This window comes from Robertmurraya korlensis, from assembly GCF_023715225.1.
Lineage (GTDB): Bacteria > Bacillota > Bacilli > Bacillales > Cytobacillaceae > Robertmurraya_A.
On record NZ_JAMBNS010000006.1, the window covers coordinates 230,715 to 249,311 of the forward strand.

The 18,597-nt window shown below is 38.2% G+C and carries 19 protein-coding genes; 17 read left to right on the forward strand and 2 right to left on the reverse strand.

What is annotated here, in order from left to right; translation table 11 throughout:
* The first annotated feature begins 126 nt into the window (after positions 1 to 126).
* The 5 genes from hprK to M3175_RS13125 all read left to right on the forward strand — a co-directional run bounded on the left by hprK (position 127) and on the right by M3175_RS13125 (position 4,742).
* Positions 127 to 1,038 (forward strand): HPr(Ser) kinase/phosphatase, encoded by a 912-nt coding sequence (hprK, locus tag M3175_RS13105; protein ID WP_371321689.1) that lies wholly within the window; start codon positions 127 to 129, stop codon positions 1,036 to 1,038.
* Positions 1,039 to 1,210: 172 nt separating this feature from the next.
* Positions 1,211 to 2,461, forward strand: coding sequence for an ATP-binding protein (locus tag M3175_RS13110; RefSeq protein ID WP_251519606.1), 1,251 nt, complete (start codon positions 1,211 to 1,213; stop codon positions 2,459 to 2,461).
* A gap of 185 nt (positions 2,462 to 2,646) precedes the next feature.
* Positions 2,647 to 3,123 carry a cell wall hydrolase gene (locus M3175_RS13115; protein ID WP_251519608.1) on the forward strand — a complete coding sequence of 159 codons (477 nt, stop codon included), beginning with the start codon at positions 2,647 to 2,649 and terminating at the stop codon, positions 3,121 to 3,123.
* Between the two features lie 21 nt (positions 3,124 to 3,144).
* On the forward strand, positions 3,145 to 3,615 hold the full coding sequence (gene gerQ / locus M3175_RS13120) for a spore coat protein GerQ (RefSeq protein WP_251519610.1): 471 nt from the start codon (positions 3,145 to 3,147) through the stop codon (positions 3,613 to 3,615).
* A gap of 173 nt (positions 3,616 to 3,788) precedes the next feature.
* Complete coding sequence (locus M3175_RS13125) at positions 3,789 to 4,742, forward strand: sensor domain-containing diguanylate cyclase (RefSeq protein ID WP_251519612.1); 954 nt, start codon at positions 3,789 to 3,791, stop codon at positions 4,740 to 4,742.
* A gap of 81 nt (positions 4,743 to 4,823) precedes the next feature.
* Here M3175_RS13125 and yidA read toward each other — a convergent pair whose 3' ends face one another.
* Positions 4,824 to 5,630 (reverse strand): sugar-phosphatase, encoded by an 807-nt coding sequence (gene yidA, locus M3175_RS13130; protein WP_251519614.1) that lies wholly within the window; start codon positions 5,628 to 5,630, stop codon positions 4,824 to 4,826.
* 199 nt (positions 5,631 to 5,829) lie between these two features.
* On the reverse strand, positions 5,830 to 6,375 hold the full coding sequence (locus M3175_RS13135; RefSeq protein ID WP_251519616.1) for a TetR/AcrR family transcriptional regulator: 546 nt from the start codon (positions 6,373 to 6,375) through the stop codon (positions 5,830 to 5,832).
* 304 nt (positions 6,376 to 6,679) lie between these two features.
* Between M3175_RS13135 and M3175_RS13140 the strand changes: the two genes are divergently transcribed.
* The 12 genes from M3175_RS13140 (at position 6,680) to M3175_RS13195 (ending at position 18,594) form a co-directional block, all read left to right on the forward strand.
* Complete coding sequence (locus tag M3175_RS13140) at positions 6,680 to 7,861, forward strand: MFS transporter (protein ID WP_251519618.1); 1,182 nt, start codon at positions 6,680 to 6,682, stop codon at positions 7,859 to 7,861.
* A 107-nt stretch (positions 7,862 to 7,968) separates the two neighbouring features.
* Positions 7,969 to 8,274: a YwaF family protein gene (locus M3175_RS13145; RefSeq protein ID WP_251519620.1), complete on the forward strand. Its 306-nt coding sequence runs from the start codon at positions 7,969 to 7,971 to the stop codon at positions 8,272 to 8,274.
* A 238-nt stretch (positions 8,275 to 8,512) separates the two neighbouring features.
* Positions 8,513 to 9,658 carry an acyl-CoA dehydrogenase family protein gene (locus tag M3175_RS13150; protein WP_285852273.1) on the forward strand — a complete coding sequence of 382 codons (1,146 nt, stop codon included), beginning with the start codon at positions 8,513 to 8,515 and terminating at the stop codon, positions 9,656 to 9,658.
* A 19-nt stretch (positions 9,659 to 9,677) separates the two neighbouring features.
* Entirely contained in the window at positions 9,678 to 10,262 is a 585-nt protein-coding gene (locus M3175_RS13155; RefSeq protein WP_251519622.1) for a TetR/AcrR family transcriptional regulator, read from the forward strand.
* Between the two features lie 28 nt (positions 10,263 to 10,290).
* A complete protein-coding gene (locus M3175_RS13160) occupies positions 10,291 to 11,790 on the forward strand; it encodes a class I adenylate-forming enzyme family protein (protein ID WP_251519624.1) in 1,500 nt (499 codons plus the stop codon).
* 2 nt (positions 11,791 to 11,792) lie between these two features.
* Positions 11,793 to 12,566, forward strand: coding sequence for an enoyl-CoA hydratase/isomerase family protein (locus tag M3175_RS13165; RefSeq protein WP_251519626.1), 774 nt, complete (start codon positions 11,793 to 11,795; stop codon positions 12,564 to 12,566).
* A gap of 20 nt (positions 12,567 to 12,586) precedes the next feature.
* Positions 12,587 to 13,726: a TRAP transporter substrate-binding protein DctP gene (gene dctP / locus M3175_RS13170; protein WP_251519628.1), complete on the forward strand. Its 1,140-nt coding sequence runs from the start codon at positions 12,587 to 12,589 to the stop codon at positions 13,724 to 13,726.
* An 86-nt stretch (positions 13,727 to 13,812) separates the two neighbouring features.
* Entirely contained in the window at positions 13,813 to 15,159 is a 1,347-nt protein-coding gene (locus M3175_RS13175; RefSeq protein ID WP_251519629.1) for a TRAP transporter large permease, read from the forward strand.
* Positions 15,160 to 15,174: 15 nt separating this feature from the next.
* Positions 15,175 to 15,681 carry a TRAP transporter small permease gene (locus M3175_RS13180; protein ID WP_251519630.1) on the forward strand — a complete coding sequence of 169 codons (507 nt, stop codon included), beginning with the start codon at positions 15,175 to 15,177 and terminating at the stop codon, positions 15,679 to 15,681.
* The gene (locus M3175_RS13185; protein WP_251519631.1) at positions 15,678 to 16,865 is read left to right on the forward strand and encodes a thiolase family protein; all 1,188 of its coding nucleotides are present in this window, start codon (positions 15,678 to 15,680) and stop codon (positions 16,863 to 16,865) included. The genes M3175_RS13180 and M3175_RS13185 overlap by 4 nt, the downstream gene beginning before the upstream one ends.
* Before the next feature lie 6 nt (positions 16,866 to 16,871).
* Positions 16,872 to 17,780 carry an NAD(P)H-dependent flavin oxidoreductase gene (locus M3175_RS13190; protein WP_251519632.1) on the forward strand — a complete coding sequence of 303 codons (909 nt, stop codon included), beginning with the start codon at positions 16,872 to 16,874 and terminating at the stop codon, positions 17,778 to 17,780.
* Positions 17,773 to 18,594, forward strand: a complete 822-nt coding sequence (locus M3175_RS13195; RefSeq protein WP_251519633.1) for an enoyl-CoA hydratase-related protein — start codon at positions 17,773 to 17,775, stop codon at positions 18,592 to 18,594. Before M3175_RS13190 ends, M3175_RS13195 begins: the two co-directional genes overlap by 8 nt.
* The last annotated feature ends 3 nt before the right edge of the window (positions 18,595 to 18,597 follow it).

Consider the following 18,597-nt stretch of genomic DNA (forward strand, 5'->3'; position numbering starts at 1 on the left):
TATCACTTGTGTTTAAAATAGTCTTTGGATTTAACCATTGATATAATATTCTTATATTCTTTCATAATTACATACATATTCTAAATAGTATAAATAGAACGGAATGAAAGGGAGATTGCTTTGAGAATGTTAACGGTTGAAGATCTAGTTCGAAAGTTTTCATTAAAAGTACTAACTGGAGAAAATAAATTAAAGCAACAAATAAAACAATCAAGATCCCACCGTCCTGGCTTGGAATTTGTTGGCCACTTTGATTTTTTTCCAACGGAACGTGTTCAAATCCTTGGTAGAAAAGAAATTACATATCTGCACAAATTGAGTATAGAGGAACGTCAGATGCGTATTGGTAATATCGTAAAATACCATCCACCATGCTTTATCGTTACTGCTGGACAGGAGGGGCTTACCTATTTGACTCAGTATTGTCTTGAAGAGGGAATTCCATTGTTATGTACATATGAACCTCAGACTACTTCTGAATTTATCACAAACCTTGATGATTATATGTTAAAAACTTTAGCTCCAGCAATCGCAGTACACGGGGTTTGTATCAATGTATACGGAATGGGCATTTTACTTCGGGGTAATTCAGGTGTCGGTAAAAGCGAAACGGCACACACGATGATTGGTAGGGGTCACAGGCTTGTGGCTGATGATATTGTTGTATTGAAAAAACTCAGTCCACGAACGATTTTAGGAACCCACGATGGGAAGACAAAAGAGTTTCTAGCCCTACGGAGTATCGGGCTTCTAAATGTGGTCCGCTTATACGGGAGAAAAGCTTTTCAGGATGAGACGAGGATTGCACTTGATATTGAATTGACAAAATGGCAGAAGAATTCACTCAATAATGAATTAGACCACGAACCGAAATATACGGAATATATGGGAGTTCAAATTCCTCATATAGAGATTCAGCTTCAACCTGGTCGGGATGTAGCTGGTTTAATTGAAGCAGCGGCAAATAACTGGCTTCTGAAGCGGCAAGGATACAGTGCAGCCGAGGAGTTTATGCAACGGTTAGAGTCTGATATTTAACTGATTTAATATTCTTTAGTAAAGAGTGGAATTAATCATTACGGTTAATGCCCTTTTTAAGTTTTTGTATAAAAAATTTTACAGAAATACTGTACTTTAGGGAAAATGGGTCGATAATGATAATATACATATCTCAAATTCAAAATGATTATACATACGAAAGGTAATAAAGATGAGTATTATTAAAGACTTTTTGTTTCAATTAACGCTTATGGTCATACCCATATTTATCTACTATACATTTATTACTGAAAAGGTAAAAAGTACTAAAAATAAAAACATCATAATGACCATTTTGTGGGGAATATCCATTCTGTTTTGTATGTCCTTTCCAGTGGATTTTGGTGAAAATGCTCGTTTGGAGCTAAGAGTTATTCCACTATTAATAGGGACATTATACGGTGGATTCTGGCCAGGCATCATCCTATCTGTCTTAATTGTACTTTTTCGCTTATCCTTTGGTATAAGTATTGGATTTTATAATACGGTTCTTGTCCTATTATTTTCACTACCTGTTGTATTGTATTTTCAAAGATTGTTTTCTCGTTCAAAAAAGGATAAAAGAGTTAAAATTTCAGTGGGTCTTTCCTTTTACTACTGTCTTATCGGGCTTACTATTTTCAGTATTTTAAGAGGTTTTTCCTATGATTATCTAAAAATCCAGATTGTTCATCTCATCTTAGTAATTGTTATTACTTGGTTCTTCACAATGTTAATTGAAACAATCAGGGAGACCCATCAACTTCGTCTAGAGGTGCAAAATACGGAAAAATTACGAGTGATAAGTGAGTTAACTAGTGTTTTTGCTCATGAAATCAGAAACCCGATGCAAGTTACCCGCGGTTTTTTACAACTTCTCAACGAACCCGATCTGCCTAAAGAAAAGAAAAATTACATCAAAATATCCATTGAAGAATTAGATCGTGCCAATGAAATTATTGATGATTTTTTATCCTTTGGAAAACCGTCAATTAATAATATCGAAAAAGTCGAAGTAGGTTATCAAATAGAGCGCGTAGTAAATATCATTCGTAGTTATACCATAAATCGCAATGTAGAGATTAACACTGATATTCTCTCTTACTGTTATATTAATGCTAATCCTCAAAAATTGAACCAGTCATTAATTAATATTTTAAAAAATGCAGTAGAGTCTATGCCGAATGGTGGAACCGTTTGGGTTAGCTGTACTTCAACAGATGATGGATATATACAGATTATCATTAAGGACCAAGGTATAGGTATGACAAAAAAACAAATAGACATGCTCGGATCCCCGTTCTACTCCTTAAAAGAAAAGGGAACAGGATTAGGAATGATGGTAAGTTTTCAAATAATCCATTCTTTCCAAGGGACAATAAAAGTGAATAGTGAAAAAGATAAGGGAACAGAATTTATTATTTTATTACCGCAGATTAGTTAGAAAAGTATTTGAAAAGAAAAAAATACTTATGAAAAAAGCCTTAAATATTAGGTTTTTTTCTTTTTTTAAGCATTTTTGTGGGAGATTAATTAGTTAAAACTAATTTGTAAAATTAGGCTCATAGGCAAGCTACCAAAGTCAACTTCGGTTAATAAATTACTTGTATAAGCCGAAGGAGTGAGAAAATGGGCAGACGAATAAAACATAATGCACGTGACGTGGAAGAGTTAGCAAGGCTTATGCTGGCCGAAGCGATAGGTGAAGGAGTCGAAGGGATGAACAAGGTGGGAACGGTTGTGGCCAATCGGGTCGAGGCCGACTGTGATCCTGATTTCAGAAACCTCCGCAATATAAGGCATGCAATTTACCAAACGATACCTGGAACTGGAATCCCTCATTTCGAACCCGTTTTAAATGGATCATTATATACACAGCGTCCGAGTGAAGCGGACCTCCAGAGAGCTAGGAATTTGTTGCATGGTCATAGAGAACCTCGTGCCAGAATGAATTTGTGGTTTTATAACCCAAGTCCAGGGAAAAAATTTCGAGCACCTTGTGGCGCTACTATGCCTAGATCACCTATGACGAAGTTTGATTTTGCACACAAAAATCATTGCTTCTATGTCGCTGTACCGGGCTATTGCACAGAGTTTTATAGATAAATTTTGAGGAGTTGATTTTTTATGTCTTGCCAAGGCTTTAATTATTATCCAACGAACTATCATTCTAGTTTATATCCATCTTCCATGACTAGGGAAAGCGCTACACAACCAGCTGGTTTTCCAGGGGCTATGCCCTCTATGCCCTCTGGACCTACGTATTCTGTCCCGGTGGTTCCGATGGGGACTGGACAGCAACTTCTTGCAGGTACAATGGAAGAATCATTTATCGAAAATATCCTACGCTACAACAAAGGTAAAATCGGAACTTTTTATTTTACTTATCAAGGTAACAGCAAATGGAACGCGATGGTATACCATGGACGTGTAGAAACAGCAGGGCGTGACCATATCATCATAAGTGATCCAACAAGCGGCAAACGCTACCTACTGATGATGGCAAATCTTGACTGGGTAGAATTTGATGAAGAAATTAACTATCCTTTTCCTACAATCACTCCAGATGTCCAGGCGACTCTTACAACTTCGGACTGAGTTTATAAAACACTTAAAACCCGCTTACTTCCAATTTGAAAAAGATAAGCGGGTTTTAGTATGGCGTTTTCTCAAAAAAGAGATTAACTAATGGTTTATACATATGATTCACCTTTAGATAAAAACGCGGTTATGGTATCTTATTTTTATAACATATATTTGGAGTGTTTATTTTGGTATCAGCAATAAATGAGTTTCAATTGTACAAGAATTTTAATGAACTTGCTTTGGATATTTTAGAATTAGCAAGAGAAGTAATGCCGGATCGTTTATTCTTTCTAAGTACTTTGACAAACGAACAACAAACGATCTTAAAGCTGTCTGAAAAAAATCACAATATACAGATTAAAGAGGGTATGTCGATACCCGTTAAACAAAGCGTATGTCATCGCATAGACTTTCAAAAAGCCATCCCTTTAGTTATTGAAGATATTAGTAAGGAGACAGATTTAGATGACATTAGGAGAGCACTCCTTGATGCAAATATTAATTCTTATTTAGGGGTGCCTATTAAATTGAAAAACGGAGAGACATTTGGTACCCTATGTGCTGTTCATGAGGAGGCTAAAGAGTTTAACTGGAAAAATGTAAGAATGATTGAAAGATTAGCGAAAATGTTTTCTTATTATTTGGAATTGGAGCACTTGGCTTTCAGAGATCAATTAACAGGAATTTATAATCGGCAATTCCTCTATAAGTACTTTAATTTGTATTCAACAAAAGGAGGGGCCCTTTTCTTTTTAGATTTGGACGGGTTTAAAAAGATTAATGACATGCTTGGACATGACACTGGGGATTTAGTATTAAAGGAAGTAGCACTAAGGATTGAGGAAATTTTAAAGCAACAGAAAATAGATGGTTTTGCCGCACGATTAGGTGGAGATGAATTTATTATTAACATTACTGGTGAGGTAAACTATAAAGACCTTCGCGAAAAAGCAGAATGTTTCCTTTCTAGACTATCCACTTGGGATATTCATTTAAAAGAGTTTAATTTGTCAGCTAGTATGGGAATTGTTTTTTACCCACCTAGTTTTGAGAATAATATAAGTGTTTTACTTAAAGATGCAGACAATGCGCTATATCGTGCAAAAGCAAATGGAAAGAATTCGTATCAGTTTTTTTAAAGAAAATTTGGAAGTAATTATATCAAAAAGAACCCAAACTAGGGTTCTTTTTAATAATCATCTATGAGTTTGTTATATGTACTAAGTATTTAATATTAATTGTTCAATCGCATAGGCGACTCCGTGTTCATTGTTGGAACGTGTATGAAATTGGGCGATTTCTTTTACACTTTGCTCGGCATTACCCATTGCAACGCCACAACCTGCATACTCAATCATCGTTAAATCATTCTCGCCATCACCAATACAGATGACTTCTTCACGAGGAATGTCTAATTTTTCAGCAAGAAGCTTTACGGCATTCCCTTTACTTACACTTGGGTGTAAAATTTCATAAAAATAGGGAGCACTGCGCACCATCGTATATTTTTCCTTAAGAGTTGCTGGAATTGAAGCTATCGTTTTTTCTAAACGCTCAGGTTCTCCAACGAACATTACTTTCGGTATTAAGATGTCAGCTGGTATTTCTTCAATTTCACGATAGTGTAACGGCACACCATTGACAAATGATTCCACTACGGTAAAGGGACTAATGTCCTTATTGGGAGTATATATTCTTTGGGAATCAAAGAAATGCATGGATGTTTGGAGGTCCTGACTGACTCCATAGAGTGTCATTAAGTCCTCATGTGTCAGAGAAATTTCTGACGCCACTTCCTTTGTTTCGGAATGTTGAACTAGTGCACCATTAAATGTAACGACATATTGGTCATGAAGGTCTAACTCTTCAATGAACCCATAAACCCCTCCGATAGGTCTCCCTGTACAAATGACCACTTTGACTCCCTTTCGTTTTGCTGCTTGGATGGCTTCATTTACTTCCTTTGTTACCTCTTTACGATCATTGATTAAGGTCCCATCAATATCAATAGCAAGCAATTTATACATGTGTTTAATCCACTCCAATATTAGGTATTTACCTTATGGTAGCACAAAGAAATAGAGGCTGCCTAATCTCCTTATTCGAACCCTAGAACCTCTACATTATTAGTAAGCTTTAGGGAATTTCAGAAAAACGTGGGGTTTCTCATGCTCAAATTGCCCTTGTTTGGGGTTCTAAAGAAAGAAGTTTATTTTTCTAATAGATTTATAAATTTCGTTCTAATAATAATCCTACTTGTTCTGACATAACTTCAGGAGAATACGGCATTCCATTTTTGAACCACCATTCTACTATTCCTACGTAAGACGTAACAATAAATTGAAGAATAACCTCCTTATTTACATCTGAATTTACCCCAGTTATGGCATTTACTTCATCATTGAATTCCTCGATAAGAAATTCAATGAATTGCTTTCGAAACGAAGGAGCCCCTTTACTTGCTAACATGGTAGAAAAAAACAAAAAATTATTTTCTAGATATTTAAACCACGGTAAATTAGCTTCTCCGTATTCTAATTCAGATGCAGATTCGCACAGCTCCCGTAGGTTGTTAATATGCTCCTCAATTAGTTTTTCCAATAGATCATATTTATCAAGATAATGAAGGTAAATCGTTCCTCGGCTTACATTTGCCTTATCAGAAATATCTTGAATTGTAATATCATCAAAATTTTTTTCTGACATTAATTGAACAACCGCATCTTTAATCGCCACTCGTGATTTAAGTATTCTTCGATCGATTTTACTCATTCTATGGTTCACCTACTTTAATAAAATATGTATGATAATAATTATAAACAAGTGTTCAAAAATGAAAAAAAGTTTATTAAAAGATATTAAACAAATATTAACTGTTTGTCTATTAATTTACAAACCCCTTTGTTTTGACAATTGAAAGTGCTTTCTTATTAGATATAATTAATTGTAAATATAAGATAAGGGTTGTAACTGTTTAATCAGGCAAAATCGTTACCTTATAATGAGGTAAAGTTTTGCCTTTCTTATTATAGAATAGTTGATTCTATTTAAATATTACTTTAGGGGGAATGAAATTTTGGAACGCTTATGGACGAAGCCATTTATTCTAATGACCGTGGCGATGCTTTTCCTTTTCACCGGATTTTATATGCTTCTCCCAACACTTCCGTTGTTTATTAAATTCATTGGTGGAACTGAAAGTCAGGTTGGACTGCTCGTAGGTGCGTTTATGCTATCTGCTGTCATTCTTAGACCACTCATCGGAGGACTATTAGATCGTTACGGTAGACGGCCATTTATTTTATGGGGACTTCTTATTTTTACAGTGGCTATGTATTTCTATAGCTGGGTTGGTGGAGTGTTTGTTTTACTTGGGCTCCGGATTTTACAAGGATTGAGTTGGGCGGTGTCAACCACGGCTATTTTTACCGCCATTACAGATATTATACCGCCTACCCGAAGAGGGGAGGGAATGGGCTGGTTTAGCACAGCGATGACCCTCGCCATGGCGATAGGGCCTATGTGCGGAATTTGGATAACACAGAACATATCTTATCAAGCGTTGTTTTTCATTGCAGTAGGTCTTTCTGTAGTTGCCCTATTGTTGATGTTCGCTGCTAAAATACCTTTCCAGCCGAAGAAAACGGGAACGCAAAAAATTGAGCTATTTGAAAAATCAGTTCTACCTATCATTATCTCAGTATTCTTCTTACATATTGCATATGGTGGAATTACAGCTTTTGTCCCGTTATTTACAAATTCTCTTGCTGTTAATTCTGGAGCGTTTTTTCTGGTGTATGCTGCAACTCTTATTCTTAGCCGGCCTATTGCAGGAAAACTTTCAGACCGACATGGAGAGAAGTTTGTGATTATACCAGCTCTTGGTATAACCATAATAGCTCTCATTTCCTTAAGTCTAGCAGAAGGATCAATTGGAATTCTCGTTTCTGCCATTTTATACGGTATCGGGTTCGGTTCGGCATCGCCTGCTTTACAAGCAGCCACCGTACGACTTGCTAATCCAGATCGTAAAGGAGTAGCGAATGCTTCTCTACTTACGGCTACAGATCTAGGTATTGGACTTGGATCAATCGTGTTGGGATGGATTTCGCAGTACACAAGTTATTCAGTACTTTTCATCGTAAGTGCAGTGTCTGTTGGGTGTGCATTAGTAGTCTTTAGATTTTATGTTAATCGTTTGGTACAGAGAAATGGGAATCTCGATACAGCAATTTCAAAGGATGTCGCATCCCAATAGGTCTCGACTAAGAGATTTAAGATTAGTGCTAAATAAGGGTTAACCCCCCTGAGTCTCTTAAATAGAGGTTCAGGGGTTTTAATTTTCTCATTCGCACAGCTCCTGTCTTGCACGGAGGAATTGTATTAACGGCGATTTTTATGACTGCTGTAGAAGGTTTTAGACCAACTTGGACATCGGTTGGAAGGACGATGCTGTGGTTAAATATCCTAATAGTAGTTGTGATACCGGTAAATGCAATAACAGTAGCAAATTACATGTTTCTAGCAAGAAAACCAGCCACCGTATCTTTGCTTGATTTTCTTGGACCATGGCCATGGTACATTCTTTCACTTGAGGTTGTTGCACTCGTTTTATGTATATTCCTCTATTTTCCTTTTATTTTATTTGAACGATGGAAACTATTGAGGTAAATTTGAATCATTAGTTGGTATGTGAAAATTAAACTATGCATATACTTTCAAAAATTAAACCTGATTCTCTTTCTTGCGATAGTAGTAACTAAGGGGATTTTATTTAAACAATATTTTTTTTATTTAAAATTTGAACCTTGTTTAAAAAGTGATTGACTATATGCGGGCAGTGTTTATAATAGATTTAGATAAATAAATTTCAGACTATTAAAAATTATCTGAAATAGGGGGGTAACCATTGGAATCATTCTTAACTGAAGAGCATGAACTGTTTCGGAAATCGCTACGTAAAATGCTGGAGCGGGAAGCGTACCCGTTTTTTGAGGAATGGGAAAAGAATCGTGAAATTCCAAGAGAGTTCTGGTTAAAAATGGGAGATAATGGGTTTCTTTGTCCATGGATAGATGAAGCGTATGGTGGACTCGGATTGGATTTCATGTATTCTTTTATATTGAATGAGGAACTTGAAAGAGTAGGGCAAGGTTTATCAAGTGGTGTTTGTTTGCATTCTGAAATTGTAAGCCCTTATATTCAGAAAATAGGTACTGAAGAGCAAAAACAAAAATGGCTGCCAAAGTGTTTAAGCGGAGAGGTGATTACAGCCATTGCAATGACAGAACCTGGAGCGGGATCCGATTTAGTTAATATTAAAACAACGGCGAGACGTGAGGGAGATTATTATATTTTAAATGGGGAAAAGACATTTATTACAAATTCTATTTCATCGGACCTTGTTGTAGTTGTCTGCAAGACAGATACCCAAATCACACCCGTACATAAAGGAATTAGTCTTATCTTAGTCGAGAAAGGTACAGAAGGCTTTAAGAAAGGAAAAAAACTAAATAAAATCGGTATGCATAGTGGTGAGACTGGTGAGCTTATTTTTGAGGATGCAAAGGTTCCAGTTGAAAACCTGTTAGGTGAGGAAGGAAAAGGATTTTATTACCTAATGGAAAATCTGCAGCAGGAACGTCTCGTTGTAGCGATTCAATGTCAGGTTGAGGCAGAAGAAATGCTTCGAATTACGATCGATTATGTGAAGACTAGGCAAGCCTTTGGGCAAACCATAAGCAAATTCCAAAATACACAATTTAGAATCGCAGAAATGGCTACAGAAATAGAATTAGGTCGAACATACCTTAATCAAATAGCAACACGTCATATGAAGGGTGAAAAGCTAACAAAGGAAGTGTCGATGGCCAAATGGTGGATCAGTGAAATGGCTAAAAGAGTTGCGGCTGAATGCCTTCAGCTTCATGGCGGCTACGGCTATATGGAAGAATACGAGATTGCTAGACGCTACCGTGATATTCCTGTAGCAAGCATATATGCCGGCAGTACTGAAATCATGAAGACCATCATTGCCAAGCAGCTAGACTTGTAGCATCCCGAAAGGAGACCTTATGAAACTATCAGAGAAACGAGTACTGAAAAAGAAGGAACAAATTATTTTATCTGCTATTAAAATAATGAATCGAAAAGGGTACAATGGTGCGACAATGGAGGAAATAGCGGCAGAGCTTCTGATGACCAAGGGTGCCCTTTACTACTATTTTAAAAATAAGGAAGATTTAATCTTTCAGTGTCACGAACTCGTACTAACAAACGCGATTGAAGAGCTACAAGTACACTTGGAGGAACCCGTTTCCTATGAAACTCGTTTGCGCAATATGATTAAGACTCATATTGCATACGCGATCAAAGAAAAAGAAACCTTTAATATGATTTTAAAGCCAGATGAAACCTTTTCTAGCGAGCAATTAAAACCGATATTATTAAAACGTCAAGAGTATGCACATCAATTTGACACAGTTATAAAGGAGGGAATGAAAGCAAATGAGTTCACAATTACTGAACTGAAAATTGCGCGGATGATCCTATTAGGTTCAATGAACTGGATTCAGCAGTGGTATCAACCAGACGGTAAATTTAACGTTGAAGAGCTCCAAAATGTTTATGCAGATTATTTGTTAAAAGTAGTGAAATAATCAAATAAATTATAAAGGGGATGTTTCGATGTTTGTTTTTGAACAATTAGCGGTACATGCAAAATTCCAGCCAGAAAAAATCATTAGCTCCTACCAAGGAAGAGAGCTATCCTACAAGCAATTTTATCAGCAGGCTAAAAACCTAGCAGGCTATTTTCAAAGAAAAGGCTATAAAAAAGAAGATAAAATTGCTTTGTTTCTCCACAATTCAGACTACTTCTTGTTATCCTACTATGCCTGCCAAATCGCTGGATTTACAGTAACCCCTGTTAATACGAAATTAACTGCACCCGAGGTAGAATATATCTTTACACATTCAGAAGCAAAGGCTTTAATTTTTGATGTTCGCTTCAACGAAAAATTAAAAAATATCAATCTTCAAATCTTTGAAGACCTGCTAGATGTAGGTGGGGAAGACACGCTAGAAGCTGTTCTTTCTGATGATTCAATTCCATTTGAAGAAGGAGAGATTGATAAAGATGATACAGCTGTTATTTTTTATACTTCAGGGACAACCGGGAAGCCAAAGGGAGTGATGCTTACCGCTGGTAATGTTAGAGCTGCCGGACAAATTTGGTCAGAATCGATGGAAATTACAGCGGAGGACCGAGTTCAAATCATTACACCACTGTTCCATTGTGCAGCAAGCCACGTTTTTGCAATACCAGTTATATATAAGGGAGGAACAGTTGTTATAGAAGAGGCATTTTCTCCAGAACAAACGTTAGAAACAATGGAAAAATCAAAGATTACGATCTTCTTCGGCGTCCCTGCTATTTATAGTATCTTATTAAATACACCTAAAATGGCTTTTTTAGACCTCTCACATTTACGACTGTTTACCTACGGTGCCGCCCCTATGCCTTATGAATTAGTCAAAAAATTGAAAGCGCTTTATCCAAGGGTAATGGTACAAAATTTATACGGACAAACAGAGAATTCTCCAGCGGCTACCTCCCTTAAGGACCATCATGCACTAGAGAAAATCGGATCTGTTGGTGAGGTACTTCCGCAAACGCAGGTTCGAGTCGTTGATGAGTTCGGAACGCTTCTTCCTCCTGGAAAAGTAGGTGAAATTGTCGTAAAAGGTCCGCAGGTAATGAAGGGCTACTTAAAAAATGAAGTTGAAACAAATCGAGCGTTAAAAGATGGCTGGTTATATAGTGGAGATTTAGGCCGCTTTGATGAAGATGGTTTGCTTTATATCGTTGATAGAAAGAAGGACATGATTAACCGTGGTGGCGAAAATGTATATCCGGTTGAAGTCGAAGAAGTACTCTATCAAATCGATGAAATATTAGAGGCTGCAGTTGTTGGCATCCCGCATGAAGTATACGGAGAGGTTCCAAAAGCGTTTATTGTTCTTAAAAGCGATCAATCCATAACAGAAGAGGATGTCATCCTCTATTGTAAAGGACGGTTAGCGAAATACAAATTACCTTTCGAGGTGGAGTTCCTAGAGGCATTACCTCGTAATGCTAGTGGGAAGGTATTGAAAAATTCATTACGGCAAAATGTGAGGATATAGTAATGAGTGTTGTAACCTATGAAGTAACTGAAGGCATAGCACATATTCAATTGAATCGGCCAGAAAAGCTAAATACCTTTTCTTACGAGTTAACTCGTCAACTATCAGATGCGCTTGATCGTGTGGCAAATGATGATGCTGCAAAGGTCGTGGTGCTTAGCGGCAGCGGGTCGTCTTTCTGTGCAGGTGGAGATTTAGACATGATGAAGGACCTTCAAAGCTCGGTAGAATCTTATGATTGGTTGGCGGAGGTAACGCAATTAACATTGAAAATCCGTTCACTACCTAAATATGTTGTTGCAGCCATTCATGGGTATGCAGCTGGAGCAGGTTTTAGTTTAGCCCTCGCATCTGATTTTATTATTGCTGAAAAAGACGCTAAATTTACACTTAGTTTTTCTAAAGTTGGACTTATCCCTGATTTAGGTTCAACACAATTACTGATAGAGCGTGTGCCTATTAATCTTGTGAAAGAATGGATCTCTTTTGGTTCGGTATTAAATGCTGAAACCTTACTGGATAAAGGCGTCGTTAATCGAGTGGTTCAGCATTCTGTCGTTAGTGAAGCGATGCAATTTTCCAAACCGCTTGTCAATGGAAGTCCATTGAGTCAAAAATTTACAAAAAAGATTATCAATGAGCTAGTAGATAGTAAATTGAGAGATAGTATTGCCTTAGAAAATTTACATCAAGCGATGCTGCTAATGTCAAGTGATCATAAAGAAGGAATTGCTGCGTTCTTTCAAAAACGAAAGCCTGTATTCAAAGGGAATTAGGGAAAATTGGAGGGGTATAGATGAAGGGATTGAGAGCGGTATCAACGTTAGCACTAGGAGCAATGCTATTTTTATCTGGTTGTGGAGGAGAAGTAACTTCAACAGACTCAAGTAATAGTGGTAATGAAGAGAAAAAGAAGAGTATTCATTTACGTGCCTCCTCAGGCGTATCGGATAAACACTTCTGGGACCGTGGCTTCTTTCAGCCTTTAGTTGACAGAGTAACCGAGGAAACAGCAGGCGATGTTACGTTTGACAAGTTTACTGCAGGTGAGTTGGTTGCACTTGGTACAGAATATGATGCCCTTACTAGTGGTCAAATTGACGTTGCATTAACGTTTATGGCTCCATATGATCCACAGAGATTTCCTTATACAGAAGTAGTAATGCTTCCATTGCTAGAATCAGATTCCCATATCGCAGCCACTGCTATGAGCAATATGATGAAAAGCGACCGAGAGGTAAAAGACGGAAAAACATATTATCAGCTTGAATTCGGTGATAAAAAATTGGTAGCATTTGCGAATCCTCCAACAGAACCTTATGTCATTTCTACGACAAAGCATACTTTTGAAAGCGTAAATGACTTTAATAAGCAAATAAGAATGCGGACAGCGTCACGCGTGCACGAAATTTTAGCTGCAAATTTAGGAATTACTTCATTATCAATGCCAATTACAGAAGCTTATGACGGACTAAGTCGGAATGCTTTAGACGGCCTATTTTATAACATTCCTGATTGGAAGGCGATGGGACTTGATGAATTAGTGAAGCATACGATTGTCGGCGCAAACTTAGGCCACTTTGTTGGTCATACAGTGATGACGCAAGAAAAATGGGATTCCTTCCCGCAGGAAACACAGGATATCTTTAGAACGGCAGCGGAGGAAATTATCTTCGATGGAGCTAATTTAACAAAAAGTGAAAGAGAAGAAAATGAAAAGAGCAATAAAGAAAAGGGTGGAGAAATTACACACTTAGATGACCTTAATCCAGAGGTTTCTAAGCATTTAGAGAAAGCGATGGTTGACACATGGATGGATTGGATTGAAAGCCTAGAAGGTCAAGGTCTTGCTGGAAAAGAAATGGCGAAGCTTTGGAGAGATATGTTAGTGGATGCTGGTGCAAAGTTACCTGAAGAAATTATGAGTCTAAATTAGGGATAACCGGGAATGGAGCTAGAATAGTTGGCTCCATTTCCGTTTCCTACTATATTCAGATATTTTGCCTAAAAGGAGGCGAAAAAATGGAAGAAAGTACAGTTATTATTATCGTTTTAATACTTTTTTTATATATGTTATTAATGGGTCAGTATATTAGCTCGGTGTTATTAACGGTTGGCATTCTCGGAATCTATTTATTAGGAGGAATGCAGCTGTTGAATGGATTCATCCAAAATGAACCATTTAATCGAGTTGCGAGCTATACATTAACAACTGTACCTCTCTATATGTTAATGGCTCAATTTATTATGCAAGCTGGTATTGTAAAAGATTTATATGGATTATTTTATCGGCTCTCACGTGGCCGAAAGGGTGTCCTGGGTGTACTAACAATCCTAATTGGTGGTCTTTTAGGTGGTGTTTCTGGTTCTGGAACAGCAACATCTGCAGCTCTAGGACAAATCGCTGTACCTGAAATGCAGCGTAGAGGCTATCCAGATCATTTAGCAGGAACGATCGCAGCAGCTGCTGGTTCATTATCCTCGATTATCCCGCCAAGTATATTTTTAATTATATATGGAGTGGTCGCGCAAATATCCATTGGTCAATTATTCTCAGCAGCCCTATTGCCAGGCATTCTATTAATGGTAACTTTTTCTGGTATTACAATGGTTTATCTACGAATGAATCGTTATAAAATACAGTCTACAAAAGCTGTCGCCGAAACAAGCGCAACTCTTGAATCGGAAGCGGATTTGGACTTCGATCATACACCAGTTTCAAGATATGTGGTTGTCGTTTTAGCTGGTCTATTTATCGTCGCATCTATTTTTGGAGGTATTTATACAGGAATTTTCACACCAACTGAAGCAGGTGCAATTGGTGCATTCATTGCCTTATTATTAGCACTTTTGTTGGGAAGTGTAAACAAGGCTTTTATTATTAACTCTTTAACGGAAACGGTAAAGGTTTCAGTGATGGCGATGTTAATTGTTGTCGGTGCTTCATTATTTAGCCGCTTTATCTCACTATCGTTAATACCGCGGAAAATTATTGCTTTATTAGGTGGCTTAATGGAAAGTCCGATACTAATCATTGTGATTCTAATGGCGTTTTATTTCTTTCTGTTCATGTTTATTGAAGGTGTTGCTGTCATTTTAATGACGGTTCCAATAATTTCACCGATGTTAACGGAAATGAGTTTTGATCCTCTCATTTTTGGCATCATGCTCACGATTGTTTGTACATTAGGAATGTTAACCCCACCTGTTGGTATTAGTGTGTATGCAGTTGGTAGCGTTTCTGGGATTTCGATTGAGAAATTATTTAGAACCTCAACTGTCTTTGCGGCCATTGCTGCGGTTATTGTGATTTTTTGTTTAATTCTATTCCCTGAAATCGTGACATGGCTACCAAGTCAGATGAAGTAGAGGAGGGAGGAAATCATGGAGAAATTATATAAGTTCACACAAAAGCTGGTATTTATGGGTCTCATCCTGAGCGGAGTAGCGATTCTGGCTATGATGCTACTGATTGTCGTCGATGTTGCGATGAGAAATTTGTTTAATGAGCCTATTTCAGGTACGTATGAAATGGTTCAGTATTTTCTGATGCCGTTGGCGATTTTCCCAGCACTAGCTTACACCTATCAATCAGGTGTGCTACCAAAATTGTCTGAACTCGCAGAAAAAATGCCGAAAAAGTTTCAAAAGTTTAATAAATATTTAATCTTGGTGATAGAAGTGTTCATTTTTAGCTTATTAACCATTTATGGGTTAAAATTTGCCCTTTCTGGTATTGCTGATCGAATGGCAATTCCAGTTAGCGGAAACTTGCTACCCGTTTATCCAATATATTTATTCGTTCCACTTGGTTTTCTTGCCGTGTTGTGGGTTGTGATTTTTTCGACGATTTATGATCGTAAAAAAGTAGATAAGGAGTCTTCAATATGAGTGAAGTGTATGTAGTAGAAGGTGCAAGAACAGCGTTTACTAGCTTTGGAGGTTCGTTTGGAGCGTTAAATGCGGAGGATTTAGGTGTGGCTTCAGCCGTCGAAGCAATAAAAAGAGCAAATCTCCAAGGTACGGATGTGGATCATGTTATTTATGGTAATGTGATTCATTCGTATTCAAATGCCAGCTATTTATCTAGACATATTGGTTTAAAAGCGGAAGTCCCTCAGTCGACACCAGCCTATACGATCAATCGCTTATGTGGATCAGGTGCACAATCCGTCATATCTGCCGCCCATCATATTTTGCTAGGGGAAGCAGACATCGTGTTGGCAGGTGGAGCTGAAAATATGTCGATGTCACCACATGCTAATTTCCAAGCGCGCTTTAATGGCTCAAAATTTGGGGCGATTTCGTTTGAGGATATGCTTCTTGCCACATTAACAGATGAATATATTGGTTCGGGCATGGGACTGACGGCTGAAAAATTAGCTCGTATTCATTCCATATCCCGTGAGGCACAGGATGAGTTTTCATTATTAAGTCAAAAACGGGCGATTCAAGCAAGAGAGAATGGAATATTTGCAAAGGAAATTGTCCCTGTTGAAGTAACCAACCGAAGGGAAAAACTACTGATCGCAGACGATGAACATATTAAAGAAGGTGTCACATATGAAAAGCTTGCTAGTCTAAAGCCTTCTTTTCAGAAGGATGGCACCGTCACACCAGGAAATTCGAGTGGCATTAATGATGGAGCAGCATCTCTAATTATTGCCAGCAAAAAAGCGGTTCAAGAAAAAGAACTACAGCCGCTAGCAAAAATTGTTAGCTGGTCCGTTACTGGTGTGGATCCAACGATGATGGGAATTGGACCTGTTCCAGCGATTCGTCAAGCATTAGATAAAGTAAATTTGAATATCTCAGATATCGATTTATTTGAAATCAATGAAGCGTTCGCAGCTCAGTATCTATCCGTTGAAAAAGAGCTTGGTATTAATCGTGAGATAGCCAACGTAAATGGAGGCGCGATTGCATTAGGTCATCCAGTCGGTGCTAGTGGTGCTCGTCTTATTCTAACACTGGCATATGAGTTAAACCGACGTGGTGGGAAATATGGCGTAGCAAGCCTATGTATCGGTGGCGGTCAGGGTATTGCAGTTGTTATAGAAAATATGAAGGCGTGATTTCTGATGCTTGAAAATTTAAAAATTCCTGTTATTGTTGCTCCCATGTTTTTAGTGTCCAGTCCAACACTTGTTATCCAAGCCAGTCAAGGTGGTGTAGTCGGATCCATTCCTTTACTAAATGCTCGAAGTAGTGAAATTCTCGAGCAATGGTTAGCAGAAATTAAGGAGGCATTACCTGACAAGCCTTGGGCCGTCAATTTTATATCACACCCAACGAACAAACGATTTGAGGGAGATTTGGAGTTAATCCGGAAATACAAGCCGTCCATCGTCATTACGTCACTTGGACATCCGGGCAAGGTAATAGAGGCTGTACGTAGCTATGGTGGTTTAGTTTTTTCAGATGTTGCGACAATTAAGCACGCGAAAAAAGCTGCCGAAGCGGGTGTAGATGGACTAATTCTTGTTTGTAGCGGTGCAGGAGGTCATGGTGGAACATTAAATCCTTTTGCATTTCTCGCTGCTGTGAAGGAATTTTGGAATGGGATGATCATTCTAGCGGGTTCGATTTCAGATGGTAAGGATGTTTTGGCTGCACGAGTACTGGGAGCCGACTTCGTTTATATGGGGACTCGATTTATAGCAACTAAAGAAAGCGTTGCATCAGACACATATAAAGAAATGGTCGTAAACAGTACAGTTGAAGATATCGTTTATACGGATGCATTTAGCGGCATACATGCCAATTATCTTATTCCTAGTTTAAAAAAAGAAGGAATTGACATAGCTTTACTTAAGCGAAGGGAAAGTGTTGATTTATCGCATATGGTTGATGTGAAAGCATGGCGAGATATATGGTCAGCTGGGCAAGGTGTAACGACCGTTCGAAGGGTGCAGTCGGTTGTAGAAATTATAGATCAACTGGTTCTGGAATATGAAAGTGCACAAAAGGAGGTAGGGCATCTTGTATAAAACGATTCTCTACACTGTTCATAATGGAATCGCGACAATTACACTAAATCGTCCTGAGGTATTAAACGCGTTTAATGATGAAATGCTTGAGGAACTGTTGGATGCTTACGAAAGAATTGATGAGGATGATGATGTCCGAATGGTCGTTGTAACCGGCAGCGGTAGAGCGTTTTGTGCAGGCTCGGACCTTTCTCAGGGCGGAGACACCTTCGCAACGGATGCTTACGATTACCGCGATACAGGGGGGCAATTAAGCTTACGTGTGTTTCGGTTGAAAAAACCGATTATTGCTGCAATTAATGGTGCAGCGATCGGCGTTGGACTTACGATGACTCTTCCGATGGACATTCGTGTTGTGTCAAAAGGAGCCAAACTGGGTTTTGTATTTGCCCGCCGCGGAATTGGACCAGAGGCATGCAGCGGCTGGTTTTTACCAAAGTTGGTCGGAATTGGAAAGGCTTTAGAGTGGGTGCTAACAGGCCGAATGCTAACAACAGAGGAAGCAGGGTCAAATGGATTAGTACAAATCGAATCAGACGATGCTCTCCCAACAGCCTATCAGCTTGCAGAGGAGATTATACAAAATACATCAGCAGTATCGACTTCTTTTTCGAGGGAATTGTTATGGAACATGCTTGGCACAACAGGTCCAATGGAATCTCACCTAGCAGAGTCACGGTTTCTACAGTGGGCTGGTTGCCGTGATGATGCAAAGGAAGGAGTACAATCATTTATCGAAAAACGAAAGCCCGATTTTAAAATGCCGATATCAAGTTTGCCTACTTTTATAGATAAAACTTCAGAGGAGGTGTAGGAC